The 25,537-nt window shown below is 72.9% G+C and carries 23 protein-coding genes; 9 read left to right on the forward strand and 14 right to left on the reverse strand.

Annotated features, from left to right (window positions below):
* Positions 1-82: 82 nt before the first annotated feature.
* The 4 genes from BLW57_RS17740 to BLW57_RS17760 all read right to left on the reverse strand — a co-directional run bounded on the left by BLW57_RS17740 (position 83) and on the right by BLW57_RS17760 (position 4,330).
* Complete coding sequence (locus BLW57_RS17740; protein WP_093475725.1) at positions 83-556, reverse strand: ATP-binding protein; 474 nt, start codon at positions 554-556, stop codon at positions 83-85.
* Positions 557-1,110: 554 nt separating this feature from the next.
* Positions 1,111-1,998 carry an acyl-CoA dehydrogenase family protein gene (locus BLW57_RS17750; RefSeq protein WP_093475728.1) on the reverse strand — a complete coding sequence of 296 codons (888 nt, stop codon included), beginning with the start codon at positions 1,996-1,998 and terminating at the stop codon, positions 1,111-1,113.
* A 2-nt stretch (positions 1,999-2,000) separates the two neighbouring features.
* Positions 2,001-3,134, reverse strand: coding sequence for an acyl-CoA dehydrogenase family protein (locus BLW57_RS17755; RefSeq protein WP_093475730.1), 1,134 nt, complete (start codon positions 3,132-3,134; stop codon positions 2,001-2,003).
* A complete protein-coding gene (locus tag BLW57_RS17760; RefSeq protein WP_093475731.1) occupies positions 3,134-4,330 on the reverse strand; it encodes an amidohydrolase family protein in 1,197 nt (398 codons plus the stop codon). Before BLW57_RS17760 ends, BLW57_RS17755 begins: the two co-directional genes overlap by 1 nt.
* An 85-nt stretch (positions 4,331-4,415) precedes the next feature.
* On the opposite strand from BLW57_RS17760, the gene BLW57_RS17765 reads away from it, so the two are divergent.
* Positions 4,416-5,924 (forward strand): class I adenylate-forming enzyme family protein, encoded by a 1,509-nt coding sequence (locus BLW57_RS17765; RefSeq protein WP_093475733.1) that lies wholly within the window; start codon positions 4,416-4,418, stop codon positions 5,922-5,924.
* Here the strand turns inward: BLW57_RS17765 and BLW57_RS17770 are convergent.
* Complete coding sequence (locus tag BLW57_RS17770; RefSeq protein WP_093475734.1) at positions 5,903-6,415, reverse strand: EF-hand domain-containing protein; 513 nt, start codon at positions 6,413-6,415, stop codon at positions 5,903-5,905. The two genes, BLW57_RS17765 and BLW57_RS17770, sit on opposite strands and share 22 nt — an antisense overlap.
* Before the next feature lie 181 nt (positions 6,416-6,596).
* Complete coding sequence (locus BLW57_RS17775; RefSeq protein WP_093475736.1) at positions 6,597-6,977, reverse strand: STAS domain-containing protein; 381 nt, start codon at positions 6,975-6,977, stop codon at positions 6,597-6,599.
* Positions 6,978-7,314: 337 nt separating this feature from the next.
* Between BLW57_RS17775 and BLW57_RS17780 the strand changes: the two genes are divergently transcribed.
* The 3 genes from BLW57_RS17780 (at position 7,315) to BLW57_RS17790 (ending at position 10,641) form a co-directional block, all read left to right on the forward strand.
* On the forward strand, positions 7,315-7,887 hold the full coding sequence (locus BLW57_RS17780) for an RNA polymerase sigma factor (RefSeq protein ID WP_093475737.1): 573 nt from the start codon (positions 7,315-7,317) through the stop codon (positions 7,885-7,887).
* Positions 7,884-9,320: a maleylpyruvate isomerase N-terminal domain-containing protein gene (locus BLW57_RS17785; RefSeq protein ID WP_176985627.1), complete on the forward strand. Its 1,437-nt coding sequence runs from the start codon at positions 7,884-7,886 to the stop codon at positions 9,318-9,320. Before BLW57_RS17780 ends, BLW57_RS17785 begins: the two co-directional genes overlap by 4 nt.
* Before the next feature lie 151 nt (positions 9,321-9,471).
* On the forward strand, positions 9,472-10,641 hold the full coding sequence (locus tag BLW57_RS17790) for a hypothetical protein (protein WP_093475739.1): 1,170 nt from the start codon (positions 9,472-9,474) through the stop codon (positions 10,639-10,641).
* A gap of 84 nt (positions 10,642-10,725) precedes the next feature.
* Here BLW57_RS17790 and BLW57_RS17795 read toward each other — a convergent pair whose 3' ends face one another.
* The 3 genes from BLW57_RS17795 to BLW57_RS17805 all read right to left on the reverse strand — a co-directional run bounded on the left by BLW57_RS17795 (position 10,726) and on the right by BLW57_RS17805 (position 12,825).
* On the reverse strand, positions 10,726-11,169 hold the full coding sequence (locus tag BLW57_RS17795; RefSeq protein ID WP_218138115.1) for a VOC family protein: 444 nt from the start codon (positions 11,167-11,169) through the stop codon (positions 10,726-10,728).
* 210 nt (positions 11,170-11,379) lie between these two features.
* Complete coding sequence (gene purU / locus BLW57_RS17800) at positions 11,380-12,258, reverse strand: formyltetrahydrofolate deformylase (RefSeq protein ID WP_093475740.1); 879 nt, start codon at positions 12,256-12,258, stop codon at positions 11,380-11,382.
* A 66-nt stretch (positions 12,259-12,324) separates the two neighbouring features.
* On the reverse strand, positions 12,325-12,825 hold the full coding sequence (locus tag BLW57_RS17805; protein ID WP_093475742.1) for an SCO4402 family protein: 501 nt from the start codon (positions 12,823-12,825) through the stop codon (positions 12,325-12,327).
* A 117-nt stretch (positions 12,826-12,942) separates the two neighbouring features.
* Here BLW57_RS17805 and BLW57_RS17810 point away from each other — a divergent pair, with 117 nt between their 5' ends.
* Positions 12,943-14,268, forward strand: coding sequence for an ABC transporter substrate-binding protein (locus BLW57_RS17810; protein ID WP_176985943.1), 1,326 nt, complete (start codon positions 12,943-12,945; stop codon positions 14,266-14,268).
* 56 nt (positions 14,269-14,324) lie between these two features.
* Here the strand turns inward: BLW57_RS17810 and BLW57_RS17815 are convergent, their stop codons facing one another.
* On the reverse strand, positions 14,325-16,001 hold the full coding sequence (locus tag BLW57_RS17815; protein WP_093475743.1) for a hypothetical protein: 1,677 nt from the start codon (positions 15,999-16,001) through the stop codon (positions 14,325-14,327).
* Between the two features lie 202 nt (positions 16,002-16,203).
* Positions 16,204-17,589: an NsdA family TPR-like regulatory protein gene (locus BLW57_RS17820; RefSeq protein ID WP_093475745.1), complete on the reverse strand. Its 1,386-nt coding sequence runs from the start codon at positions 17,587-17,589 to the stop codon at positions 16,204-16,206.
* A 258-nt stretch (positions 17,590-17,847) separates the two neighbouring features.
* Between BLW57_RS17820 and BLW57_RS17825 the strand changes: the two genes are divergently transcribed.
* From BLW57_RS17825 to BLW57_RS17835, 3 genes are read left to right on the forward strand one after another with little or no spacing between them, the layout of a single operon-like run.
* A complete protein-coding gene (locus BLW57_RS17825; protein WP_093475746.1) occupies positions 17,848-18,513 on the forward strand; it encodes a bifunctional DNA primase/polymerase in 666 nt (221 codons plus the stop codon).
* Positions 18,514-18,571: 58 nt separating this feature from the next.
* Complete coding sequence (locus BLW57_RS17830) at positions 18,572-19,348, forward strand: ABC transporter ATP-binding protein (protein WP_093475748.1); 777 nt, start codon at positions 18,572-18,574, stop codon at positions 19,346-19,348.
* Entirely contained in the window at positions 19,345-20,934 is a 1,590-nt protein-coding gene (locus BLW57_RS17835) for a transporter (protein ID WP_093475749.1), read from the forward strand. The genes BLW57_RS17830 and BLW57_RS17835 overlap by 4 nt, the downstream gene beginning before the upstream one ends.
* A gap of 114 nt (positions 20,935-21,048) precedes the next feature.
* On the opposite strand, the gene BLW57_RS17840 is transcribed toward BLW57_RS17835, so the two are convergent.
* Together BLW57_RS17840 and BLW57_RS17845 are read right to left on the reverse strand one after the other, a co-directional pair.
* Positions 21,049-21,939, reverse strand: a complete 891-nt coding sequence (locus tag BLW57_RS17840; RefSeq protein ID WP_093475751.1) for an alpha/beta fold hydrolase — start codon at positions 21,937-21,939, stop codon at positions 21,049-21,051.
* A gap of 287 nt (positions 21,940-22,226) precedes the next feature.
* Positions 22,227-22,919 (reverse strand): iron-dependent transcriptional repressor DtxR, encoded by a 693-nt coding sequence (locus tag BLW57_RS17845; RefSeq protein WP_093475752.1) that lies wholly within the window; start codon positions 22,917-22,919, stop codon positions 22,227-22,229.
* Between the two features lie 286 nt (positions 22,920-23,205).
* On the opposite strand from BLW57_RS17845, the gene BLW57_RS17850 reads away from it, so the two are divergent.
* Positions 23,206-23,961, forward strand: coding sequence for an SIS domain-containing protein (locus BLW57_RS17850; RefSeq protein ID WP_093475754.1), 756 nt, complete (start codon positions 23,206-23,208; stop codon positions 23,959-23,961).
* A 49-nt stretch (positions 23,962-24,010) separates the two neighbouring features.
* Here the strand turns inward: BLW57_RS17850 and BLW57_RS17855 are convergent, their stop codons facing one another.
* Entirely contained in the window at positions 24,011-25,429 is a 1,419-nt protein-coding gene (locus tag BLW57_RS17855) for a PAS domain-containing protein (protein ID WP_093480748.1), read from the reverse strand.
* Between the last annotated feature and the right edge of the window lie 108 nt (positions 25,430-25,537).

Raw genomic sequence — 25,537 nt, forward strand, 5'->3', positions numbered from 1 at the left:
CCGCAACGGCGATTTGTCGCCTACGCCCGGTTCACGAGACCCGCGCACGGTTGCACCCCCGGCGCATCTCGGCGCCGGGAGGCTACACGGCTTCGAAGGCGAGGTCCTCGTAGGCGGACAGGCCGCCCCCGTACGCCATCGCCGCGCTCCGCCGGGGCCCCGAACAGCGGTCCAGTTCGCACCAGATGCTCTTGCCGGCGCCGTCCGGGCTCCAGCCCCAGCGATCGGCCAGGCAGTCCACGAGCGCCAGGCCCCGGCCGCCGGTCGCGTCGTCGGCGGCGCACCGCGGCACCGGGGCGCGGGAGCTGCTGTCGGCCACCTCCACCCGGACCGTGGCGGAGGGCGGGGCCTCCGCCACCGGGACCGGCAGGGAGAGCCGCAGCACGGCCGGACGGCCGGTGTGCACCACGGCGTTGGTCACCAGCTCGGAGACGAGCAGGATCAGAGTCTCGGCCAACGGCTCGTCGACCCCTATGCCCGACCCGGCGAGTCGCGAGCGGGCCCACTTCCTGGCCCGTCCCACCTCCGCGGGGTCGGGCCGGATCTCCAGCTGCACTTCAAGCACCTGCACCGCTCACACCATCCGAACCGGCGGACACATGAACCGACGCCGGCCGGACGCCGCGGTGCGAACCACGGCGATCGGCACGACGAGGGCCACGATCGTAGCCATTTTCTGCATGGCCAGGACAACGGGCCAGAGCAAGGGTCACGGACCGTGATTCCCTTGCAAGGCAGCATGGTTGACGTACAGTCACCCCAACAAGCGCTTCGGGCATATTCCAGCGCGAAGGAGTACGCGTAGGGCATACTGTGCGACGCTCGTGCCGGGGAGTCGAACAGGCGGGGGCCGGCACTCCGACCGCCCCGCGAACAGCGGCGCGCACCGCACTGACCGGCACCACCCCAGGGGCACCACCGGCACGGCTCGTGCTCGCAGCCACTCGCATCCCACACAAGGTACCCGAGCGGACAGCCGACTCCGGGACGTGACGAGTCCCGGGAAGGACACAACCCGGTATCGACGCTCAGTGATTCCGCGGTGCCACGATCCGCGACATCTTGGGCCAAGGCTTCGCCGGTGGCGCCGCCCGGGACGCCGCCGCCCGCTCAGATTCCGAGCCGCGCCGCGAGGAGTTCCTCGCTCCAGGCGCTCCCCCCGCCGCGACGAGCCCGCACCCAGGCCCGCTTCAGGTGCAGGTGGACGTCCGCCTCCCAGGTGAACCCCATCCCGCCGTGCACCTGGAGACAGTCCCGGGCCCCGCGTACGGCGGCCTCGTCGGCGAGCAGCCGGGCGGCCGCGACGTCGGCGGGATCGGCGGTCACGGCGGCCGCGTAGACGGCCGCCCGCGCGGTCTCGGCCCGCACCAGCAGGTCCGCGCACAGGTGCTGGACGGCCTGGAAGGCCCCGACCGGCCGCCCGAACTGCTCTCGCGTCCGGGCGTGTTGCACGGCCAGCTCGCACACCTGTGTGGCGGTGCCCAGCTGCTCGGCCGCGGTGAGGAGCGCGGCCACCGGTTCCGGGGCCCCGGCGGCGGGCGCGCGGCCGCCGTCCGCGGGCAGCCGGTGCAGCGGGGTGAGCGGGTCGACCGACCGCATCGGTACGGCTCCGGCGGCCTCCCCCCGTACGACGTCGGCCGCGTCCAGCCACTCCACCAGCGCCCCGTCCACGGCGGCCACGACCGTCTCCCCGGTGGCCGCGCCGGGCACCGTCCCGGCCGCGAGGTGCGTGGCCACGAGCGGCCCGGGCAGCAGGGCGCGTCCGGCCTCCTCGAAGGCCAGCACCGCCTCGGGCAGGCCCGCTCCGACCCCGCCGTCCGCCTCCGGCAGCCGCAGCGCGAAGAAGCCCGCCCGCCCCAGTGCCCGCCACAGCTCCCGGTCGACACGGCCCGGCGCGTCGACGGCCGCGCGCAGTTCCTCCCGCCCGAAGTGCCGTCCCAGCAGGTCCCGTACGCCCGTCCGCAGCGCCCGCTGGTCGTCGGTGAGTCGGAAGCGCACGCTCATCTCCCCCTGGGCAGGCCGAGGATGCGCTCGGCGACGATGTTGCGCTGGATCTGCGAGGTGCCGGCGGCGATGGTGTACGACAGCGAGGAGAGCCGGTCGAGGACCCACGGGCGGTCCAGGTCGAGGCAGTCCGGGCCGAGCACGTCGGCGGCGGTGTCGTACAGGTCCTGCCGGGCGTGCGAGTACCGGAGCTTGAAGACCGAACCGCCGACGCCCGGCACCCCACCGCCGGCCTCCGCCTCGCTCACGTTCCACTGGGTCAGCCGCCACAGCGCCCGGAACTCCGCGTCGAGCCGCCCGAGCCGCCGGCGCAGCGCCGGGTCGTCCCAGGTGCCGTTCCGCCGGGCCGCGCGGGCGAGTCCGCCGAGGACGCGGCGGCAGGCGACGACCTCACCGACGAAGGCGGTGCCGCGCTCGAAGGAGAGGGTCACCATGGTCACGCGCCAGCCGTCGTTCTCCGCGCCCACCCGGTTGGCTGCGGGCACCCGCACCTCGTCGAGGAACACCTCGGCGAACTCCGCCGACCCGGCGAGCGTGCGCAGCGGCCGTACGGTGACGCCCTCGGCGTCCATGGGCAGGGCGAGCCAGGTGATGCCCCGGTGGCGGGGCGCGTCCGGGTCGGTGCGCACCAGCAGTTCGCACCAGTCGGCGACCTCGGCGTGCGAGGTCCAGATCTTGGACCCGGTCACCACGTAGTGGTCGCCGTCGCGCCGCGCCCGGGTGCGCAGCGCGGCGAGGTCGGACCCGGCGCCCGGTTCGCTGAACCCCTGGCACCACACCTCCTCACCGCGCAGGATCGGCGGCAGCCAGCGCTCCCGCTGCGCGGGCGTGCCCTCGGCGGCGATGGTCGGGCCCGCGTGCAGCAGCCCGACGAACCCGGCGCCGACGTAGGGGGCGCCGGCCCGCTCCGTCTCCTCCAGGAAGATCAGCCGGGTGGTCGGGGAGGCGTCCCAGTGGACGTCGGCGTACCCGGCGTCGTACAGCATCCGCTGCCAGCCGAGGTCGTAGGCGCGGCGGCCGGGCCAGTCGTCGGGCGGGGGCGCGGCCGGCAGGCTGGGCAGCACCTTGGTGAGCCATTCCCGCAGCCGGGCCCGGAACTCCTCCTCCTCGGGCGTCCAGGAGAGGTCCATCAGCGGTCGAGGTCCAGGCCCAGCATGCGGATGGCGTTGCCCCGCATCAGCTTGTGGACGGTCTCGTCGTCGAGGCCCTTCACATGGTCGAGGGCGACCTCCTTGGTGTGCGGAAAGGTCGAGTCGACGTGCGGATAGTCGGTCTCGAAGGTGGCGTTGTCCCGGCCGACGGCGTCGATCGAGGCGACGCCGTGCTTGTCGCGGAAGAAGCAGCAGTAGATCTGCCGGTAGTAGTACGTCGACGGCGGCTCGGGGACGAGATCGCGCACCCCGCCCCAGGCGCGGTGCTCCTCCCACACGTCGTCGGCGCGCTCCAGGGCGTACGGGACCCAGCCCATCTGCCCTTCCGAGTAGGCGAGGGTGAGCCGCGGGAACTTCACCAGGACCCCGCTGAAGAGGTAGTCCATCATCGAGGCCATCGCGTTGTTGAAACTGAGCGAGGCCTGTACGGCGGGCGGCGCGTCCGGGGATGCGGCGGGCATCTGCGAGCTGCTGCCGATGTGCATGTTGACGACCGTGCCGGTGTCCTGGCAGACGGCGAAGAAGGGGTCCCAGTACCCGGAGTGGATGGAGGGCAGTCCGAGGTGGGTGGGGATCTCGGAGAAGGTGACGGCCCGCACCCCGCGCGCGGCGTTGCGCCGGATCTCCGCGACGGCCAGGTCCACGTCCCACAGCGGGATCAGGCACAGCGGGATGAGCCGGCCGCCGCTGTCCCCGCACCACTCGTCCACCATCCAGTCGTTGTAGGCGCGGACGCAGGCGAGGGCGACCTCCTTGTCGTGCGCCTCGGCGAAGGTCTGGCCGCAGAAGCGCGGGAAGGTCGGGAAGCAGAGGCTGGCCTCGACGTGGTTGAGGTCCATGTCCGCGAGGCGCGCCTTCGGGTCCCAGCAGCCGCGCCGCATCTGCTCGCGGGTGATGCCCTCGAGGGTCATCTCGTCGCGGTCGAAGCCGACGGCGGCGATGTTGCGCTTGTACGGGAACTTCAGGTCCTCGTAGATCCACCAGTCCGTCTGCTGGCCCTCGGGGTCCATGGTGATCCGGTACTTCCCGCCGACGTAGGCCAGCTCCCCGATCCCGGCGGTCAGCGGCCTGGGTCCGCGGTCGCGGTACCGCGCGGGCAGCCAGGTCTCGAAAAGATGGGCGGGCTCGATCACGTGGTCGTCGACGCTGATGATGCGGGGCAGTTCGGTCGCCATGGGTCCCCTCCGCCGGACGGTACTTATCTGATGGTCCGTCAGATAGCATGGCACCTGACGAGCCGTCAGCCAAGGAGGGGGCTACGTGAACGAGACCCCGCACTCCCTGAGTTCCGCCCGCACACTGTGGGACCTGGTCGTCCGCCGGGCCGCCCTCACCCCCGGCCTGCCCGTTCTCCTCCAGGGCGAGCGCCGGCTGACCTTCGGCGAACTGCGCACGCGCGCCGAGCGCGTCGCGGCGGGCCTGTACGGGATGGGCGTGCGGCCCGGCACGGTGGTCGCCTGGCAGCTGCCCACCCGGATCGAGACCGCCCTGCTCTCCTTCGCGCTGGCCCGCCTCGGCGCGGTGCAGTCCCCCGTCATCCCCTTCTACCGGGACCGCGAGGTCGGTTTCGCGCTGCGCGCGTCACGGGCGGAGTTCTTCGCGGTCCCCGGCGTGTGGCGGGGCCACGACCACACGGAGATGGCCCGGCGGCTGGGCGCCGAGGGGGTCTTCGAGGCGTACGACGACCTGCCCGACGGCGACCCGTCCGTCCTCCCGGCCCCGCCGGCCGACGGCACCTCGGTCCGCTGGATCTACTGGACCTCGGGCACCACCTCCGACCCCAAGGGCGTGCTGCACACCGACCGCTCCCTGATCGCGGGCGGCTCGTGCCTCGCCCACGCGCTGAGGCTGACCGGGGCGGACGTCGGCTCGATGGCCTTCCCCTACGCCCACATAGCCGGCCCCGACTACACGGTGATGCTGCTGCTGTACGGCTTCCCGGCGGTGATGTTCGAGCACTTCGCACTGCCGGACGCGCTGGCGGAGTACCGGCGGCACGGTGTGACGGTGGCCGGCGGCTCCACCGCCTTCTACTCCATGTTCCTCGCCGAGCAGCGCAAGCGGCCGGGCACGAAGGTGATCCCGTCGCTGCGGCTCCTCGCGGGCGGCGGCGCCCCCAAGCCGCCCGAGCTGTACCACTCGGTGGTCCGCGAGATGGACGTCCAGCTCACCCACGGCTACGGCATGACCGAGGTGCCGATGATCACCATGGGCGACCCGGAGGACACCCCCGAGAACCTCGCCACGACCGAGGGCCGGCCGCCCGCGGGCATGGAGATCCGGATCGTCGACGGCGAGGTGCGGCTGCGCGGCGAGGCCGTCTGCCGGGGCTACCTGGACCCCGCCCAGACCGCGGAGGCCTTCGACGGGGAGGGCTTTCTGCGCACCGGCGACCTGGGGCGGCTGACCGGCTCGGGGCATCTCGTCCTCACCGGCCGGCTGAAGGACGTGATCATCCGCAAGGGCGAGAACATCTCCGCCAAGGAGATCGAGGACCTGCTGGCGGCGCATCCGTCGGTGGGGGACGCGGCGGTGGTCGGCCTGCCGGACGCCGAGCGCGGGGAGCTGGTGTGCGCCGTGGTGGAACTCCGCTCCGGCGCGGCCGGGCTGACGCTGCCGGACGTCGTCTCCCACCTGCGGGAGCGGGGCCTGTCCGTGCACAAGCTGCCGGAGCGGCTGGAGGTGGTGGCCGCCCTGCCGCGCAACGACACCCTGCGCAAGGTGCTCAAGTACCGGCTGCGGGAGCGCTACTCGGGCACCGTGAAGTAACGGGCGAACGCCGGGATGACGTCCGGCTCGCCGACGCTGCCGTCCCCGTCGGTGTCGAGCCCGGCGGCGGTGGCCCCGGCGACGTCCTCCGGCACGTGCAGCACGCGCAGCACGCGCGCGGTGTCCGCGACGGACAGGCGGCCGTCGTCGTCCGTGTCCGCGACCGCGAGCGCGGCGTGCAGGAAGGGGCGGGCGATCTCGCCGAAGCGCTCGGGGTTGTCGCGCAGCCGCTTGACCGCGCCCGTGACGAACTCCTCACGGGTGATCCGCTGGTCGCCGTCCCGGTCCGCGATGCCGGCCATGCCCTGCCAGAAGGCCTCCGCTCCGGCGTACAGCGCCTGCCCCTTGTCGGAGCGAGCCGTCACGCCGAACTCGGTGAGCAGCGCCTTGGCCGCCGCACTGAAGTCCTCGCGGTCGATGGTGCCGTTGCCGTCCTGGTCGAAGGTGGCGAAGCGGGCGGCGATCCTGCGTTCGTACTCGGAGCTGACCATGTCTGTTCGGCCGCCTTACCTGTGCGTGGGGTGATCTGCCAGGGAGCGTACGACGCGGGGGGCCGTCGGGCGGCGGGAAACCGACGGTTGTGCCAAGACCGGGGGAATTCTGCGACACCTGTGTGGCCTTGTCGCGAAGACGCCGGTACGTCTCCGTCAGGCCGCCCCCGGGCGGGTGCGATCAGGCCGAGAGGGGGCCGGCCTCGTCCGTGGTCGCGGAGTCGAGGTCGGGGTGGACGTCGAAGAGCCGGCGGACGCCGAGCGCGCCGAGGACCCGGTTGACGTGCGAGCCGTCGTCGGCGCCCCGGTCCGGCAGGATCAGCCGCAACCGGCCCTGGCAGGAGCGGAGCAACCGGCGGGCGGCGACGAGCACGCCGACCCCGCTGGAGTCGCAGAAGAACACGTCGGAGAGGTCCACGACGAGGTTGTGGTTCCCTTCCGCCACGACGTCGTGCACGTGTTGCCGCAGTACCGGCGAGGTCATCAGGTCCAGTTCCCCGGACACCCGGAGCACGGCCCACTCGCCCTGGTCGACGCCGGTCACCTTGAATGTCACGGCAATGCCCCTCCGCTCGCCGGATCTCCCGGAACCGCCCGGAAACGGAAGCAGTTCCTACGCTTCATTTCGCGCAGCTGCCCAGCGGCCGTTCCCTGAAACGTGGAGCGACAAACCGGCAGACGTCGACAAGGGGCTTGTTTCGGTCACTATCGATCCTGTTCGATCGGAGATGCACACGCTTTGCGTGAAGGTTGTGTGAAGAGGGCACTATCACCTGCGGTGCTTCGGGGGGCGCACATTGACACAAAGGGGCGTGCGTTGTCGGACGTGCCGACTACATTCGAGAGGGCAGCGCAGACACGCTGGACGGGCCGGTACACGGACGAGGGGAGGGGACCGCATGGCCGGGAAGGACGCACCACCCCGCTGGGACCGCAAGATGCAGCAGCGGCTCGCCCGCGGTGAGGCGGCGGCCCTCGGCGAGCTGTACGACCGTTTCGCCTCGCTCGTGCACAGCATCGCCCACCGCGTCCTCGGCGACGAGAAGGCCGCCGACGCCGTCACCCGTGAGGTCTTCGCCCGCGTCTGGGAGCACCCGGAGAGCTACGACCCCAAGCAGGGCCCGCTGCGCTCCTGGGTCGCCGCCGTGGCCCACCGGATCGCGGTGCAGCGGCTGCGCGACAGCGAGACCGCCGCGCTCCCCCGCCAGGGCGGGGGCTCCCCGGAGGAGCTGGAGCTGAAGGTGCGCCGCGCCTCCGTCGCCGCCCGCGCCGACTACATCGTCCACTCCATGCCCGCCCCGCTGCGCGCCGCGCTGGAACTGGCCTACTTCCAGCGGCGCGACTACCGCCAGACCGCCACCGACCTCGGTGTCACCGAGGACGAGGCCCGCCGCCGGCTGCGCCTCGGCCTGCAACTGCTCTCCACCGCGCACGACGCCGGGAAACCCCCGGGATACGGGGGTGCGGTGTGAGCGGGACGGAACGGTTCGAGGCCCACGACGAGCCCGGCGGGCACGACGACCGCGACGGCCGCGACGGCTTCGGGGAAGCGGGCCGGCGCGAGGAGCACGAGGGGTTCGAGGCCGCCGGCGGACCGGGTGAGCGGGAACACACCGGCGACGGTGCGGGCTCCGGCTCGGGCGACGTGCCGCACGGACCCGGCGGACCCGGCGGGCCCGATCCCGCACGGCCCCCGCGCATCCCGATGCCCCGCGCCTCCGTCGAGGACAGCGGGCGCCCGCTGCCCGACCTCGCCGTCCTGGGGGACCTCCTGCCCGTGCCGCTCGACCTGTCCCACGACGTCCTGAAATCGCTCCTCGGCGCCTGGGCGCTGGCCGCCTGCTCGGCGGCCGAGACGGCCGCCGTCGAGGTGCACCTGGGCGACTGCGGAAGCTGCGCCGACGAGGCCCGCCGGCTGCGCGAGGCGGTCGGACTGCTGCACCAGCCGGAGAGCCTCGACCTCGATCCGGCGCTGCGCACCCGCGTCCTGGAGACCTGCCTGGACCGCCGGCCGCCGCGTATCCCGCTGCCCGAGTGGGCGACGCCCTACGACGCGGAGACCGCCCGACTGGACGCGCTGCTCCAGGACTTCGGGGACGCGGAGTGGCACGCGCCGGTACGGCTGAGGTGGTTCGAGGCCGACGGCGCCACCAGCCGCCGTACGACCGTCGCCGGGGTGATCGCGCACCTGCTGTCGGTGGACGGGCTGATCGCGGCCGCGATCGGCCTGGAGGACCCGCTGGCCGGCGTCCCCGCACCCGCTCGGGGCGGGACCGGGCCGGCCGGGCGGACCGAGGCGTTCTGGCAGGCCTCCCACTTCCCGCCGACCCGCTCCGTACGGGCGCCCTGGCGGGAGCAGAGCCACGGCCTGGTGCGGACGGTGGCCTTCACCGGCAGCCACGCGGGCGGGCTCGCGGTGTCGTACGGCGACTTCGAACTGCCGCTGCACGACGCGATGCTGGACCGCGCCTTCGAGTGCTGGGTGCACGCGGAGGACATCGCGGAGGCGGTGGACTACCCCTACGAGCCGCCCGCGCCACGTCACTTGAACAGGATGATCGACCTGGCGGCACGGATGTTGCCGGTCGCGCTCGCGGAGCGGCGGCGGGCGGGGCTCTCCGCGCCGGGGCCCACCGCGCACCTCGTCCCCGCCGGAACGCCGGGGCGCACGCTGCGGCTGGAGATCGAGGGCGCCGCGGGCGGGGAGTGGCTGATCCCCCTGGACTCACCGGCGGCGGTGGGCTCGGCGGACCGCGAGGTGGCCCATGTCGCCCTGGACGGTGTCGAGTTCTGCAAGCTGGCGGCCGGTCACCTGTCACCGGAGGAAGCGGCGGCCGGCCAGGACGGCGACCGCCAGGCGATCAAGGACGTGCTGTACGCGGCCGCCGGGCTCAGCAGGATGTGAGAGCCGGGCCGTGCCCGCGGTACGGCGCCGTCCCGGGGCGCGAGCGGCCGTATCCGCCCCGGATGCAGCGCCCTTGACGTCATGAGACGCTGGTTGCAGATCGGCCGATCGCTCCACTCCGTCCTCTGATCCCCCGAGATGGACCGCAGTCATGGCCGAATTCCGACTCAACGCGACGACGAACGGTGACCAGCATCTGTCCGCCGCCACCGCCGTCCTCGGTTCCGAATTCCTGACCCTGTGGTCGGACGACAGCACCTTCACCGTCAGGGGCCGGTTCGTGGGTACCACGGGCAGCTTGCTCGGTGACGAGTTCCCGGTCGGCACCCAGCCCCCGGGGGGCGCCCAGGTCCGCCCGCGGTGGCCGTCCGTCCTGTCGGTGGGAAGCAACCAGTTCGCCGTATGGCTGGAGACACCGTTCAACACGCCCGGCAGGTCCTCGGTGCGGCTTCAGCGCTTCACCGACGGACACCCGGCGGGTCCGGCGGCGACGGTCACGGACGAGGCCGACTCCGACGGCCGACCGGCACTCTCGCTCATGATCGACGGGGGTGTCCTGGTCACCTGGGCGGGCACCCGGTTCGATCAGCGCATCCGGGCTCGCCGCTTCAGTCCGGAGGGGCAGCCCAAAGGGGCGGAACTGGCCGTCAACACCACCGAGGGTTTCCACCTCAGCCCCGCCACGACGCTCCTCGAGGGCGGCGACTGGGTGGCCGCCTGGACCACGGACCCCCACGCGATCGGCGGCAACCGGCTCAACCTCAGGTTCTTCGACTTCGAGGGAAACGCGCTGACGTCCGAGATCGCACCGAACGTCGGCGACTTCCAGGGAGTCAACGCCCTCACGCTCCTGGACAGCGGTCAGTTCGTCGCAGCGACCATCTCCCACCTCCCCGACAGCGACCTGGGACAGCCGCAGACCACGGTGCGGGCGAACATCTTCAAGACCGACGGCTCCATGGTGGCCGACTTCACCGCCGGCAACCCGAAGCACTTCACACGGACCAGCCCGGCTCTGTCCCATCTCCCCGGCGGGCGCTTTTTGATGACGTGGATCGAGGAGAGCGCCGACACGTTCTCCACGGTGCCCACGGTGATGGCGGTGATCTGCTCGGAGGACGAGGGCCGGCTCACCGACCCGGTTCCGGTCAGCACGGCCACCTCGGGGAAACGGTTCAACACATGTGCCGCCACGGCCTTCGGCAACGGGGCCGAGACCGCACTGATCACCTGGGACGACACCGTCGATCCGGGCGGTGACACCGGCCTCGGGGTGCACGGGCGCACCTTCCACGTCACCTCTCCGGGAATCCTCACCTGAGAGCCGAAAGCGGGGCGCGGCAAAAGCGGCGAAGAGGGCCGCGGACGACAGCCACGGCCCTCTTCGGGGCAGCGGCCCCTCGGGTCAGCGGCCCGGGAGGCGTTCGGTGATCTCCTGGAGTGTCCAGGCGTTGCCGTCCGGGTCGGTGAACGACGCGAACGACCCGTAGCTGGTCCGGTCGGGGTCCGGGCCGGGCACCTGGTGCTTGGTGCCCGCGTGATGGAAGACTCCGCCCGCGTCGTGGAACACCTCGCTCACGTCGACGCCCTTGCCGGCCAGCTCCGCACGTGCCGCCTCGACGTCCGGGACGACGAGGTGGAGACCCTCGACGGACCCCGGCGCCGCCGAACTCACCTCGCTGCCGAAGATCACCGAGCAACCCGACCCCGGCGGCGTCACCTGCACCACCCGGAAGCCGCCGTCACCGGAGACATCGGCGTCCAGCCGCCATCCCAGACCCGCGTAGAAGTCCTTCGACCGGTCGACATCGGCGACGGGGATCACTACGACTTCGAGTTTCATGTCCACGGTGGAGTCCTCCTGCCCGTACGGCGGCTGTACGCGTCACCGGTCGCCACGTGTCCCGCGCTCAGGCGGCGCCGGGCCGGCCTGCCATGCGGTGGGCGAGGGAAAAGACCCCTTCACGATACTGCGTCACCACGGCGGCGCCACTTCTGACGCCGCGCGGTGCGGGCCCGCGGGCGGCCCGGAACCCGGGCCCCCGAACTCCCTGAGATCTCAGGCGAATACGACCGTACGGCGGCCGTTGAGCAGGATGCGGCGCTCCGCGTGCCACTTCACCGCCCGCGCCAGCGCCTGGCACTCCACGTCGCGGCCGATGGCCACCAGCTGGTCCGGAGTCACGTCGTGGGCGACGCGCTCCACCTCCTGCTCGATGATCGGGCCCTCGTCGAGGTCGGCCGTGACGTAGTGCGCCGTCGCGCCGATCAGCTTCACGCCCCGCGTGTGGGCCTGGTGGTACGGCTTCGCGCCCTTGAAGCTCGGCAGGAAGGAGTGGTGGATGTTGATGATCCGGCCGCTGAGCTTCTTGCACAGGTCGTCCGAGAGGACCTGCATGTAGCGGGCGAGGACGACCAGTTCGACCTTCTCCTCGCGCACGATCTCCAGCAGCCGCGTCTCGGACTCCGACTTGGTGTCCTTCGTCACCGGGATGTGGTGGAAGGGGATGTTGTAGGAGCCCACCAGCTCCTCGAAGTCCGTGTGGTTGGAGACCACGCCCACGATCTCCACGGGCAGCGCGCCGATCCGGGCCCGGAACAGCAGGTCGTTGAGGCAGTGCCCGAACTTGCTGACCATCAGGACGATGCGCATCTTCGCGTCGGCCCGGTTGATCTGCCAGTCCATGTGGAAGGAGTCGCCGATCGCGGCGAAGCTCGCCCGCAGCTTGTCCACCGTCACGGGCGCGTCGGCCGAGAAGTGCACGCGCATGAAGAACAGACCCGTGTCGTGGTCGCCGAACTGCTGGCTGTCCTCGATGTTGCAGCCGGTCATGAAGAGATAGCTGGACACGGCGTGCACGATGCCCTTCTTGTCCGGGCAGGACAGCGTGAGGACGTACTGATCGGCCGGGGCGGCGCTCGCGGACTGCTCGTTCATGCACTACAGGGTCCCACACCGGCCCCGTACCGGCCGCCGCCGTCCGCCACGCGGACCCGCCGTCCGCTACGCGGACCGGGTGAGGATCCGCAGCACTTCCAGCGTCTTCGGCGCCACGTCCGGATCGTCGCCGTCGCTCACCGCCATCCGCACGTGCGCGTCCCGCGCCGCCCGCACCGCCTCCGGCCAGCCGGGGTGCTCCACGTACGTGGCGACGGGGGCGTCCGGCCCGGCCTGATGCATGATCCGCAGGACCCGCAGCACGGCGGTGTCGACGAGCGCCGCCTCCTGCGAGTCGCGGAATATGGTGCCGACGTATTTCTCCGCCGACCAGTTGTCCAGCCAGGTGTCCTCCACCAGCCGGTACACGGCGTCGGTGACGTCGCCGTACCCGTCCACACCGGCCAGCCAGACGTCCCGCTGGAACACCGGGTCGGAAAGCATGTGCAGCGCCGAGCGCACGTTGCTGCGCCAGCGCCACCACGGCATGTCGTTCAGGGGCATGCCGCCCATGGTGGAGGAGCGACGGCCGCGACGGGAAGAGTTCTCCGAACCTTGCACGGTCATCGATCGTACGTTCCCTGCCACACCAGTCCCACCGACCCCTGTAATTCACCTCGATGTCACTTTTGGTTGACTGAGGGTCACTCTCGGGTTAGCGATGTGAGGGAATCGTGCGTGTCCATGACCGGCAGGCGACGCACCGCTAGTACTTTCCTCCACTCCTTGTCCCGCCCCGGCAGAGCCGGCGCCCTGTACCTGGGCGCGATGGCCCTCTGTGCGTCGTTCACCGCCGGATGCGGGGTCATCCCCGGTGCCACGGGGGGCTCCGGGGATGACCCGATCAAGGTGATGACCTGGGCGCCGCAGGACACCGACGCCACGAACAAGCCCGGCATGCCCGCCATGGCCCGCGCCTACGCCAAGTGGATCAACGCCCAGGGTGGCCTCGGCGGCCGGGAGGTCGAGGTCCTGACCTGCAACGACCACAACGACAGCGTGGGCGCCGCGAAGTGCGCCCGCCGCGCGGCGAAGGAGGACGTCGTCGCGGTCGTCGGGTCCTACAGCCAGTTCGGCGACTCCTACCTCGCCCCGCTGGAGGGCGCCGGCATCCCCTACATAGGCGGCTACGGCGTCACCAACGACGAGTTCACCGGCCCCATGTCGTATCCGGTCAACGGCGGTCAGCCGGCCCTGCTCGCCGGTCTCGGCCGGGCCCTCGCCGAGACGTGCGGCAACGTTTCGCTGGTCCGCCCCGACAGCATCGCGGGCGACGAGCTGCCCACGATGCTCGACTCGGGGCTGAAGGCGGGCGGGCACGCGAACGCGGACGACCAGCTGGCCGCCGAGGACGCCACCGAGTACGGCGGCCAGGCCGACCGGGCGCTGCGCGACGCCACCGAGGACGTCCTGAAGAAGGGCTGTGTGGTGCCCGCGCTCGGGGACCGCACCGACACCTTCATGGACTCCTTCCGGCGGGCTCGGGAGGACTTCCCCGACGTGCGCATGGCGACCGTGCTCGGCAGTGTCGACCAGACGGTGATCAACGCCACGGGCGGCGCGTCCAGCCCGTACGAGGGCGCCTACATCACTGGCTGGTACCCGCCGGCGTCGGACGCGCGGTGGGCCCAGATGAAGGACGTGATCAACAAGGAGGCCTTCGGCGACAACCGCATCGACCCCGCGGACGCCGGAGTGCAGACCACCTGGATCGCCTACACGGTGCTCAAGGCCGTCCTGGAGAAGATCGGCGAGGGCGAGGTCAGCGCCGACACGGTGCGCCGGACCCTCAACGACGATCTGCGGGTCTCCACCGGGGGCCTCACCCCGACGCTGCACTGGCCCTACGAGAGCAAGCTCGCCGGGGTCGGCTTCCCCCGACTGGTCAACGCGAACGTGACCCTTCAGGTGGTCCAGGGCGGCAGGCTGGTCGCGGCCCGCAAGGGCATCGGCGGCAGCAACGGCATCGCCGACATGACGAGGACGCTGGAGAACGCGGACGTGCAGTGAGCCCGGCCGGGCCGCCCCGGCCGCGCCCGCCTCGGACGTGCCTCACACCGCGGGCCTCACAGCTGGGTGGGCTGGCGCTGGGTCAGGCCGTACTTCTGCGCGATGGCGTTCCAGAGCGCGGCCGCCTTGGTCTTCTGCGCGCTGGCGGTGCCGCTCTCCCGGTTGCCGGCCGCGGTCTCCCCGGTGGTGCGGGCGTGGCCCTTCTTGCAGCCCTTGTGGCCGCCCTTGACCTGGCCGGCCCAGGCCGCGTAGTGGTTGTCGGCCGCGGCGGACGCCTGCCAGGCCTTGGTCAGGGCCGCGGTCAGCTCGCCGTTGCCGGGAAGCTTGTCCACGGACAGCTGCCCGAGCCGGGTGACCAGGGCGTTGCGCTGCCTGGCCGCGTCGCGCAGGTTGGTGGCGGACTGGTCGAGGTCGGCACACTGCCTGACGTTGCCCACCGCCTTGATCACCGAGGCGCGGCTGCTGCCGCTGTCGGCGAGCAGCTTGTCCAGCGCGACGGCCTGCTGCCGGGCGGGGTCGGCGGTGGGCGAGGCGGAGTCCTGGGTGGCCGGGGACGCGGCGGCGACCGGCTTGTCGTCGGTGCCCTGGTCCTTGCCGCCCCCGCTGCTGAGCAGCGCGCCGGCGCCCACCCCGACGAGGACGATGCCGAGCCCGACGGCGGCGATCAGCGGCACCCGTGACCGGCCGCTCCGCCGGCCGTCGTCGCCGTCGTCGTGCATCGCCCCGTAGGAGTCCCGTGCCGGGCCGTACGACGACTGCGCCGGGCCCGGGTAGGCGTCCCGCTGGACGCGCGGGAGCTGCTGGGTGGACCCGGCCGGGGCGTCCCCGTGCGCGGGGCCACCGCGGAAGAGGTTCTCGAACTCGGCGGGCGGCTGCCGGTCGCCGCCCTGCGCCTGGACGGTGTACGGCGGGATGAACTGCGTGGCGTCCGCGTCGGAGTGCGCGGGCGCCGCCTGCTGCTGCGCGCGGCCCAGGTAGCGCGTCTCCTCACCGGCGGACTCCGGTGGCAGCGCCCCCGGCGTCACCGGCGGGATGTACTGGGTCGCGCCGTCGGCCGCGGCGGCCTGCACGGGCGGGATGTACTGCGTCGCCCCGTCGGCGGCGGCCGCCTGCGCGGGCGGCATGTACCGGGTCGCGTCGTCCGCCGCCGGGACGGGCGGGATGTACTGCGTGGCGCCGTCGGCCGTCGGCGGCAGCGGGCCCGCGGCCGGGTACGCCCCCGGTACGGCGGGCGGCAGTGGCGCGGCCGGTGCCTGGTACGGGTGCTGGGGCTGCTGGTACTGCTGCGCGTACGGGTCGGACGCGCCGTACCCGGGCTGCTGACCGCCGCCGTACTGCGCCTGCCCTTCACCGGCGCCGTGCGCGGGCGCCTGGCCGCCGTACTGCGGCTCCTGGCCGCCGGCGCCGTAGGACGGAGCCTGACCCCCGTAGGGCGCGGCCGGAGCCCCCTCGGGGGGCAGCGGGCCGGGGCCCGCGGCGGCCGGGGGCCGAGCGCCGGAGGCGTCCCACTGCGGGGCACCCGCCGGGGACCAGCCCTCACCCGGCTGGGGGTTCTGCTGCCCCGGGCCCCAGGAACCGCCCCACGCCTGCCCGCCCGCCGGGGCGACGGGGGCGGCCGGGGCCTGCCCGCCTGCCGCGCCCGGCAGCAGGGGCTCGCCTCCGTCGGAGGGCAGCACGATGCCTTCGCGCGCGGGCCGCGCCGAGGGCTCCTCGCCCTGTCCACTCTGCGTCACCGGGACTCCTACTAATGGGGGACCTTGTGAATCGTCGGCTCACGCTACCGGGTCCCCCGAGCCGGGTGCCACGCAGCTCAGGACGCGATCTTCTTCCCTGTGACGGCAGTAACAGAACAGGCCCGCGAAGCGCTGGTCAACGGCACCCGGCGCACACCCGGGTGCCGTTTCCCTCACGTTCACACAACTGCGGACCCGGCGTTCAGGCGGCCTGCTGGAGGTCGAGGCGGGCCCCGAACTCGCGTACCACCGCCTCGTCCCGGAAGGGCTCCAGCCGTTGCTGAAGGTCCTCCAGGTACTCGGCGCCCCGGTTGGAGCGGAGCGTCTCCAGCAGTTCGACGGCCTTCAGGCCGGTGCTGCAGGCCTGTTCGATCTCGCGCTGCTGCACCTGGGCCGTGGCGAGCAGCACATACCCGATGGCGCGCCGGCGGGCCCGGGACTCGGGGTGCCCCGCCAGCGACTGCTCCGCGTACCGGGCCGCCGCCTCGGGCTGCCCCAGGTCACGGTGGCAGTGCGCCAACTCGTCGGCGAGATAGGCCTCGTCGAAGTGCGCGATCCACGCCGGGTCGTCGCCGCGGGACGCGTCCGCGCCCTCCATCGCCGTCACCGCACGCCCGCCGGCCGCCTGCGCCGCGCGCACGTCGCCCAGCAGGGCGTGGCCCCGCGCCTCCGCCGCGTGGAACATCGCCTCCACACGCGGCGACACGTGCCCGCGCGCGCCCTCCTGCGCCGCCCGCGCCAACTGGGCGATCTCCCGCGGGTTGCCGAGCTGCGCGGCGAGATGGCTCATGGACGCGGCGAGGACGTACCCCCCGTAGCCGCGGTCCCCGGCCGCCTGCGCGAGCCGCAGCGACTGGATGTAGTACCGCTGGGCCAGGCCCGGTTGCCCGGTGTCCACGGCCATGTACCCGGCGAGCTCGGTCAACCGGGCTACCGAGGCGAAGAGTTCACGCCCCACCGCCTCCCGGTACGACCCGGCGAGCAGCCCGGAGACGACGCTGTTGAGGTAGTGCACGACGACCGGGCGGACGTGCCCGCTGCCGTACTGGTGGTCGAGGTCCACCAGTGCCTGGGTCATCGACCGGACGGCCGCCACGTCGGCCTGGCCGACCCGCGGGCCCGCCTGCCGGGCCACCTGGGCGTCCGGCGACGAGATCAGCCAGTCGCGGCTGGGCTCGACCAGCGCGGAGGCGGCGACGGAGGAGCCGGACAGGAAGTCCCGGCGCCCCACGTCGCTGCGCCACAGCTCGCAGACCTGCTCGATGGCCCCCAGTACCGTCGGCGAGAACTGGAGACCGACACCCGAGGCGAGGTTCTTGCCGTTGGCCATGCCGATCTCGTCGATCGTGACCGTACGGCCGAGCTTGCGCCCGAGCGCCTCGGCGATGATCGCCGGGGCCCGGCCCCGCGGCTGCTGGCCGCGCAGCCAGCGGGCCACGGACGTCTTGTCGTAGCGCAGGTCGAGTCCGTGCTCGGCGCCGCACATGTTGACCCGCCGGGCGAGCCCGGCGTTGGAGCACCCCGCTTCCTGGATGAGTGCCTGCAGCCGTTCGTTCGGCTGCCGTGCCACGAGAGGCCTTGCGGCCATGTGCTACCCCCTGCGAACCCCTGGAGCGTGACCGTTCGGGACGATCACTGCCCAGCTGACATACCGTCAATGCGTGACATGTGCGGTTTGCCGGGGTAACGGCGGATGCCACCCCCACCTCTGGCTACCCTTCCCACGCCCTGCTTCCTCCCGCGCGCCCCCACCCGTGCACCCATGCGCCCCGGCTGCCGGGCCGGTGCTCCTCCCCGGCGCGCGCTCCAGCCGTAACTCCAGGTGGGTGCGGGAGTTGAGTGGAGCGTGGAAGAGACGATCGCGGGCGCCCAGAACACTCAGATGACCGGTCAGATTCCGCAGCAGCGCGGGGAATCGCTGCTGGAGACCGCCGTACGCTACGCCGAGGAACGGCACTGGGACGTGTTCCCGGGCACCTGGCTGGAATCCGTCGACGGAACACAGCGCTGCTCGTGCGGTGAGGCCGACTGCCCTGCGCCGGGTGCGCACCCCGCGCGCCCCGACTGGGCGACCCAGGCCACCGGCAGTGCGACCGTCGCCCGCAGGATGTGGCAGAAGCAGCCCACGGCGTCGATCCTGCTGCCGACGGGACGGACCTTCGACGCGCTGTCCGTCCCGGAGAGCGCCGGCTTCCTCGCACTGGCCCGGATGGAACGCATGGAGCTGACGCTGGGCCCGGTCACCCTCTCCCCCGACCGCCGGATGCACTTCTTCGTGCTGCCGGGGGCGTCCGCGAAGGTGCCGGACCTGGTGCGCACCCTGGGCTGGTCGCTCACGTCACTGGACCTGGTCGCACTGGGCGAGGGGGCGTACGTGGCCGCTCCGCCCACCCGGTTCGGGTCCCGTGGCGCGGTGCAGTGGGCATGCCGGCCCACGCCCGCGAACCGATGGCTGCCGGACGCCGAGGAGTTGATCTCCCCGCTGGCCTACGCGTGCGGACGGGACCGCTGACGGGCCCCGTTCCCCGCACCCCCGCGCCCGGCACGGCGGCCGTGGCTAGCCTTCATGCATGACCGAAGCTGCAGTACGTGTGCGGGGGCTCTGGAAGCGGTTCGGGCAGCAGGTGGCTGTCGGGGGAATCGATCTGGAGCTGCCGGCCGGGAAGTTCATCGGGCTGGTCGGGCCGAACGGCGCCGGGAAGACGACCACCCTCTCCATGGTCACCGGGCTGCTGCGGCCCGACGACGGAACCGTGGAGATCGTCGGCCACGACGTGTGGCGCGACCCGGTGGCCGTCAAGGCACGGATCGGCGTGCTGCCCGAGGGACTGCGGCTGTTCGAGCGGCTCTCCGGGCGGGAACTGCTCGCCTACTCGGGGCGACTGCGCGGGCTGCCCGGCGACGAGGTCGACAAGCGGGCCACACAACTGCTGGACGTCCTCGACCTGGCGGGCTCCCAGCACAAGCTGGTCGTCGACTACTCGACCGGCATGCGCAAGAAGATCGGGCTCGCCGCCGCTCTCCTCCACAACCCCGAAGTGCTGTTCCTGGACGAGCCGTTCGAGGGGGTCGACCCGGTGTCCGCGCAGATCATCCGCGGCGTGCTGGAGCGCTACACCGCCTCCGGGGCCACCGTGGTGTTCTCCTCGCACGTGATGGAGCTGGTCGAGTCGCTGTGCGACTGGGTGGCCGTCATGGCCGCCGGACGCATCCGCGCCACGGGCCCCCTGGCCGAGGTGCGCGGCACGCACCCCACCCTCCAGGGGGCGTTCCTGGAACTGGTCGGGGCGAGCGGCCGGCACACCGGCTCCGACCTGGACTGGCTGGGCGGCGGTGCGGCCCGATGACGAACCCGACCGCCACCGTCGTACGACTGAAACTCGCCCTGCTGCGCAACGGACTGCGGCAGTCCGGGGGCCGGCGGGCCGCGTTCGTCGCCTCCGCCGTCGTCGCCCTCCTGTTCGCGCTGTCCCAGCTCGCCGGGCTGCTCCTGCTGCGCGGGCAGCCGCACGCCGATGTCGTCGCCGTGGTCGGCACGGCCGTCCTGGCACTCGGCTGGGCGGTGCTGCCGCTGTTCTTCCCGACCGGCGACGAGACCCTCGACCCGACCCGGCTGGTCCTGCTGCCGCTGCACCCCCGGCCGCTGGTACGGGCCCTGCTCGCGGCCTCGCTGGTCGGTATCGGCCCCCTGTTCACCCTGCTGGTCCTCACCGGCTGCGCGCTCGCCCTCGCCCACGGCCCCGCCGGGTACGCCGTCGCGGTCGCCGCCGTGGCGCTCGCCCTGCTGGTCTGCGTGGCCCTCGCTCGGGCCGTCGCCGCCGCCAACGTACGGCTGCTGACCAGCAGGCGGGGCCGCGACCTGGCCGTGCTGAGCGGGCTGGTGATCGCGATCGGCGCGCAGCTCGTCAACTTCGGCGCGCAGCGCCTCGGTTCGGCAGGACTGGGGCCGCTGCGGCCGGTCGGGGACGTCCTGTCCTGGGTGCCGCCGGCCTCGGCGGTCGGGGCGGTACGGTCCGCGAGCGAGGGCGCGTACGGCGTCGCGGCCGCCCAACTGGCCGTCTCACTCGCCGGTCTGACGCTGCTGCTGGCGGCCTGGGCGCGAAGCCTGACCCGGCTGATGACGGCGCCCGACGGGTCCACCCTCCAGCCCCTCGACGCCCCGGCCCGGGACCGCTCCGGCACCGCCGGACCGGCCCGGCTGCTGCCGGGCGGACGCACGGGCACGGTCATGGAACGCAGCCTGCGCTACATCTGGCGCGACCCGAAGACCAAGGCCGCGTGGGTGACCTCGCTGGCGATCGGACTCATCGTGCCGGTGTTCAACGCCGTGCAGGGCACCGGGTCGATCTACTTCGCCTGCTTCGCCGCCGGGATGCTCGGCATCCAGATGTACAACCAGTTCGGGCAGGACACCTCCGCGTTCTGGATGGTCGCCATGACGGTGTCCTCCGCCCGGGACGCCTACGCCGAGCTGCGCGGCCGGGCGCTGGCCCTGATGCTGGTCACCCTCCCGTACGCCGTCCTCGTGACCGTGCTGACGACCTGGCTGCTGGACGCCTGGGCCCGGCTCCCGGAGGCGCTGGGACTGTCGTTCGCACTGCTCGGCGCGATGCTGGCGACCGGTGCGTGGACCTCGGCCCGCTTCCCGTACTCCATTCCGCAGGAGGGCCACAAGAACGTCGCCCCCGGACAGGCGGGCCTCGCCTGGATCGCGATCTTCGGCGGCATGGTCGCGGCGGCCCTCCTGTGCTCCCCCGTCATCGCCCTCACCATCTGGCTCCACGTGACGGCCGACGGTGCCGACCGGACCTGGCTGCTGCTGCCGGCCGGCACGGGCTACGGAGCGGCCCTCACGGTACTGGGCCTGCGTCTGGCGGCCCCCCGCACGGCGTCCCGCCTCCCGGAGATCCTCACGGCGGTGAGCAAGGGCTGACCGGACCCTCCGGCGCCGGACACGGCAGCTCCCTGAGCGGCGCGGGGAACCGCGCGAACCACCACGACGCACCCGCGGCCGCCGAAGCACGGACGACCGCGGACGATCAGGCGCTCAGTCCCCGGCCAGCGAATCGAGGAACGGCTCGACGACCGACCGCCAGCCCTCCGGATGGTCGTAGTGGGCGAGGTGCCCCGCGTCCACCACTTCCGCGTACTCACCGCGCGGCAGCACCCGCACCATCTCCTGCGCCTCCGCGCGCCCCAGCTCGCCGTCGAGAGCACGGACGACGAGCGCGGGGCACCGTACCTGCGCAAGCTCCTCCCAGTGCGCGTCGTAGACCCACGTCTCCCGGGACCGAAGCATCCGCTCCGGGTCGAAGACGGGGTGCCAGCCGTCCTCGCGCTCGTGCATGACCTCGGCGTAGAAGGCGCCGCGGGCCGGGTCGGGGCGCTCCACCCAGGGGTCGTCCTCGCCGAACCACTTGCGGACGTCGGCGAGGGTGGCGAAGGGGACGGGCCAGGCCCGGAACCAGTCGGCCCAGTCGCGCTGCGAGGCCGCGCCGAGCGCGGAGGCCCGCATGTCGAAGATGATCACACCTCGCACGAGATCGGGGCGTTTGGCGGCGAGCTGCCAGGCGGTCAGCGCGCCCATGGCGTGGCCGATGAGGACGGCGGGGGCGAGGCCCAGCTGTTCCACGGCGGCCTCGGCGTCCTCGACGTAGGCCTCGCGGGTGTAGGCGGCCTGTGGGGGCTTGTCGCTCCGGCCGTGGCCGCGCTGGTCGAGAGCGACCGCTCGGTGGCGTCCGGCGAGCCGGCGGGCGACCGCCGCCCAGTGGGAGGCCCGGCCCATCAGGCCGTGGAGTAACAGGACACCCGGAGTGCCGTGCCCGGGACCGGCCGGATCCCGGCCCGCCTCGTGCGGCTGCGCCTTGGGAGGTTCGGCGAAATCCCAGGCGGCCAGCCGCACGCCGCCCGCTCCCGTCACGTCGATACGCCGTGCCATGGGCCTGGTACCCCCCAGCTAGCCTGCCTCGCACCGGTGTTCTGCCGTCGTACTGCCGCCGCAGACTATCGAATGCCCATTCGAAGCATCTGTCTGCGCGGACAACACCCCTCGTTCGAGTGACACCCCTCAAGGAATGATCGCCGCCGCCGAGGGGATCTTTCAGGCGGGAGGCGGACCACTCGGGGAAAAGCGGTCCGAGGGGACGACCCTGGGAGCTCGGGGCTCCGGGTCGGAACAGGGGAGGACAGGCCCCGGCGCCACACGGCGCCGGGGCCCTCCCTTGCTCAGCGCTTGGCGACGAACACGTGCGAGGCGACGTCCGCCTCCAGCTCGGCCGCCTCACCGCCGCTGCCCACCAGCACCCCGCCGGCCGACTCCGTCACGCTCACCACCGAACCGGGCTGCACACCCGCCCGCCGCAGCGTGTACATCAGCTGCGCGTCCGTCTGGATCGGCTCGCCGATACGGCGGACCACGACCGTCTTCCCGTCCGTCCCCGGATCCAGGTCCGCCAGCGAGACCATGCCCTCGTCCAGGAACGGATCGGCGCCGTCCTTCTCGCCCAGCTCCTCCAGACCCGGGATCGGGTTGCCGTACGGAGACTCGGTCGGATGCCGCAGCAGCTCCAGCACACGCCGCTCCACGGCCTCGCTCATCACGTGCTCCCAGCGGCACGCCTCCGCGTGCACCTGCTCCCACTCCAGGCCGATCACATCGACCAGCAGACACTCCGCCAGCCGGTGCTTGCGCATCACGCGCGTCGCCAGCCGGCGGCCCTCGTCCGTGAGCTCCAGATGACGGTCGCTCGCGACGGCCACCAGGCCGTCGCGCTCCATCCGCGCCACCGTCTGACTCACGGTCGGCCCGCTCTGGTCGAGCCGCTCCGCGATGCGGGCGCGCATGGGAACGACGCCTTCCTCTTCGAGCTCGAGGATGGTGCGGAGGTACATCTCCGTGGTGTCGATCAGTCCGGACATACGTGCCCCTCGATAACCTCTGCCGGCAGCCCGGCCGCGTGCGCTGGCCCTGCACCCAATTCTGCCGGATCCCACTGACAAGCGGGGAGGACCGGCGAAACGTGAGCCGGGAACCCGCCCCACCGGCACCGGGCCGCGCGACCGGCCGTACGGCTTCCGCACCCCTGACCAGCACCGCACCGGGCGCCCCCCGGGCACCGGCACACGAGAACCCCGGCCGTATTGACACCACACTGGTCCAGACCTCACGGTGATCCACGACACAGACGCTGCGAAGGGGCACCGCATGAGCGACGGCACGCCTGCCGACCTGTTCTTCGACGCCGCCATCAACCTGCTGCAACGGGTCCGCGAGGAGGAGGCCGGGACGATCGCCACCGCCGGCACCCTGCTCGCCGACACCGTCGCCGCCGGCGGCCGTCTGTTCGCCTTCGGCGCCGGACACTCCTCACTCGCCGCCCAGGACGTCGTCTACCGCGCCGGCGGCCTCGCCCTGATGAACCTGCTCGCCGTACCCGGCGTCGTCGGCGTCGACGTCACCCCGGCCACCCTCGGCTCCGCCCTCGAACGCGTCGACGGCCTCGCGAGCGCCGTCCTCGACACCTCACCGGTCCGCGCCGGCGACGCCCTCCTGATCATCTCCCTCTCCGGCCGCAACGCCCTCCCCGTCGAGATGGCCATGAGCGCCCGGACCCGAGGCGTGAAGGTCATCGGCGTCACCTCCGTCGCCTACGCCTCGGAGACCACCTCCCGGCACGCCTCCGGCACCTTCCTCAAGGACCACTGCGACGTCGTCCTCGACTCGAAGATCGCGGTCGGCGACGCGGAACTCACCCTCGACACCATCCCGGCGCCCTTCGCCCCCGCCTCCACCGTCGTCACCGCGGCCCTCATGCAGGCCGTCATGGCCACCGCCGCCGCCACCCTGGCCGACCGCGGCATCGAACCCCCGCTCCTGCGCTCCGGCAACGTCGACGGCGGCCACGAATGGAACGGCCGCGTCATGCGCGAGTACGGCGACCGGATCTTCTACCGCCACTGAACGCCGGCACCGCCGTCACCCGGGGCACATCAGGGGGACAGGGGCCGCCCTACTCCCCCGCCGCACCCCGGCGAACCGCCTCCGCCAGGTCCAGCGCCGCCGCGATGCGCCCCGCCACATCCTCCGCGTAGGCCGTGTCGGACCGCTCGAACCGGCTGCGGCCCGCCCCACGCAGGAACGTCACCACACCCAGCGTCCGCCCCCGGCTCCGCAGCACCGCGCACAACCCGTGCACCGCGTCCGCCGGCCACTGCCGCTCCAGCGCCCAGGCACGCGCCCGCTCCGCCGGGACCGACCCCGCGTCCGCACGCACCGTCCCGGCCCGCTCCACGCAACTCAACGCCGGATGCCCCGCCTCGTACCGCACGGGCAGCCCGGCCGCACCGGTCGGCACACTCGGGCCCGGCGCCCCCGCGGGCGTGGCCGCGAGCCGCACCAGCCGCACCGGAGCCGCGTCCTCACCACCCGCGTCCTCACCAGCCGCGGGCCGCGCACCCGCCAGCCGGTCGACCAGCGCGTGATCGGCGAAACCGGCGAGCGCGAAGTCCAGGTGGACCGTCGCCGCCTCCACCGGATCCTCGCACTCGGCCGCCGCACGGGCCGCGCGATGCGACTGGTTCGTACGGAACCGCAGCAGAGCCGCCTCCTGCTCGGCCTGCCTGGCCTCCGTCACATCCTGGAACAGCCAGCCGACCCCGAGTGGCACCGGCTCCTCCGCCAGCGGCGACGCCAGCCGCAGGAACCCGCTCCGCCAGCACCGCCGCTTCTCACCCTCCGGCGTGCGCACGGCCACCCACATCTCGGCCGGCGCGGGCGGCGCACCCTCGGCCAGCACATGCGTGAGCGCGGCCTCCAGCTCCTCCACACCCTGCGCGAGCAGCTCACCGAGCGGCCGGCCCAGCGCGGACGTACGCCCGATACCCAGCGAGCGCGCCGCGTGCGCGTTCACCACGGCCGGCCGCAGATCGGCGTCCACGAGGACCACACCCCACGCCGCGTCCTCGAACAGCGCCTCGCTCAACGCGATCGACCGCTCCAGATCGATCTGCGCGTGCACCTCGCTGAACGCGCAGTACACACCCGCGGGCTTGCCCTCCGGCCCCCGCACCGCGGCGGACTGCGTCCGCACGAGCACCCGGCCGCCGTCCTTCGTGACCAGCGCGAACTCGTGCACCTGCCGCCCCGGCGCGTGCATGGCCGACATCAGCCGGGCCTGCACCTCCTCGGCGTCCGCGCTGCGCACCGCCCACCCGGCGAACCCGTGCCGCCCGACGGCCTCGGCGGCGGTCCACCCGAGGATCCGCTCCGCCTCCCGGTTCCAGTGGGTCACGACCCCGTCGGCGTCGAAGGCGCACAGCGCCGCGTCCATGCCGTCCAGCAGCGCGGCGAGCAGGTCGGAACCGCCGGGCTCACCGGGCTCGTCCGGCCCCAGCTCGTCCGTGGTCCCACTTCGCCGGGAAGCACTCACCTGGACCCCCTGGAGGCTGCGTCGGCGCACGTCGGCGCTCGGTTCGCTCACTGGCCTTCATTCAACTCGAACGTGACACAGCCCACATCCTGTTCCCGCAAGATTGCC

Source organism: Streptomyces sp. 1222.5 (genome assembly GCF_900105245.1).
Lineage (GTDB): Bacteria > Actinomycetota > Actinomycetes > Streptomycetales > Streptomycetaceae > Streptomyces > Streptomyces albidocamelliae.

What these genes read in the sequence shown, in the direction of transcription:
- BLW57_RS17755 (WP_093475730.1), bottom strand. Translation starts at nt 3,134, where the DNA reads ATGGACCTCTCCTGGACGCCCGAGGAGGAGGAGTTCCGGGCCCGGCTG.
- BLW57_RS17760 (WP_093475731.1), bottom strand. Translation starts at nt 4,330, where the DNA reads ATGGCGACCGAACTGCCCCGCATCATCAGCGTCGACGACCACGTGATC.
- BLW57_RS17770 (WP_093475734.1), bottom strand. Translation starts at nt 6,415, where the DNA reads ATGGTCAGCTCCGAGTACGAACGCAGGATCGCCGCCCGCTTCGCCACC.
- BLW57_RS17780 (WP_093475737.1), top strand. Translation starts at nt 7,315, where the DNA reads ATGGCCGGGAAGGACGCACCACCCCGCTGGGACCGCAAGATGCAGCAG.
- BLW57_RS17790 (WP_093475739.1), top strand. Translation starts at nt 9,472, where the DNA reads ATGGCCGAATTCCGACTCAACGCGACGACGAACGGTGACCAGCATCTG.
- purU (WP_093475740.1), bottom strand. Translation starts at nt 12,258, where the DNA reads ATGAACGAGCAGTCCGCGAGCGCCGCCCCGGCCGATCAGTACGTCCTC.
- BLW57_RS17805 (WP_093475742.1), bottom strand. Translation starts at nt 12,825, where the DNA reads ATGACCGTGCAAGGTTCGGAGAACTCTTCCCGTCGCGGCCGTCGCTCC.
- BLW57_RS17810 (WP_176985943.1), top strand. Translation starts at nt 12,943, where the DNA reads ATGACCGGCAGGCGACGCACCGCTAGTACTTTCCTCCACTCCTTGTCC.
- BLW57_RS17820 (WP_093475745.1), bottom strand. Translation starts at nt 17,589, where the DNA reads ATGGCCGCAAGGCCTCTCGTGGCACGGCAGCCGAACGAACGGCTGCAG.
- BLW57_RS17830 (WP_093475748.1), top strand. Translation starts at nt 18,572, where the DNA reads ATGACCGAAGCTGCAGTACGTGTGCGGGGGCTCTGGAAGCGGTTCGGG.
- BLW57_RS17835 (WP_093475749.1), top strand. Translation starts at nt 19,345, where the DNA reads ATGACGAACCCGACCGCCACCGTCGTACGACTGAAACTCGCCCTGCTG.
- BLW57_RS17840 (WP_093475751.1), bottom strand. Translation starts at nt 21,939, where the DNA reads ATGGCACGGCGTATCGACGTGACGGGAGCGGGCGGCGTGCGGCTGGCC.
- BLW57_RS17845 (WP_093475752.1), bottom strand. Translation starts at nt 22,919, where the DNA reads ATGTCCGGACTGATCGACACCACGGAGATGTACCTCCGCACCATCCTC.
- BLW57_RS17850 (WP_093475754.1), top strand. Translation starts at nt 23,206, where the DNA reads ATGAGCGACGGCACGCCTGCCGACCTGTTCTTCGACGCCGCCATCAAC.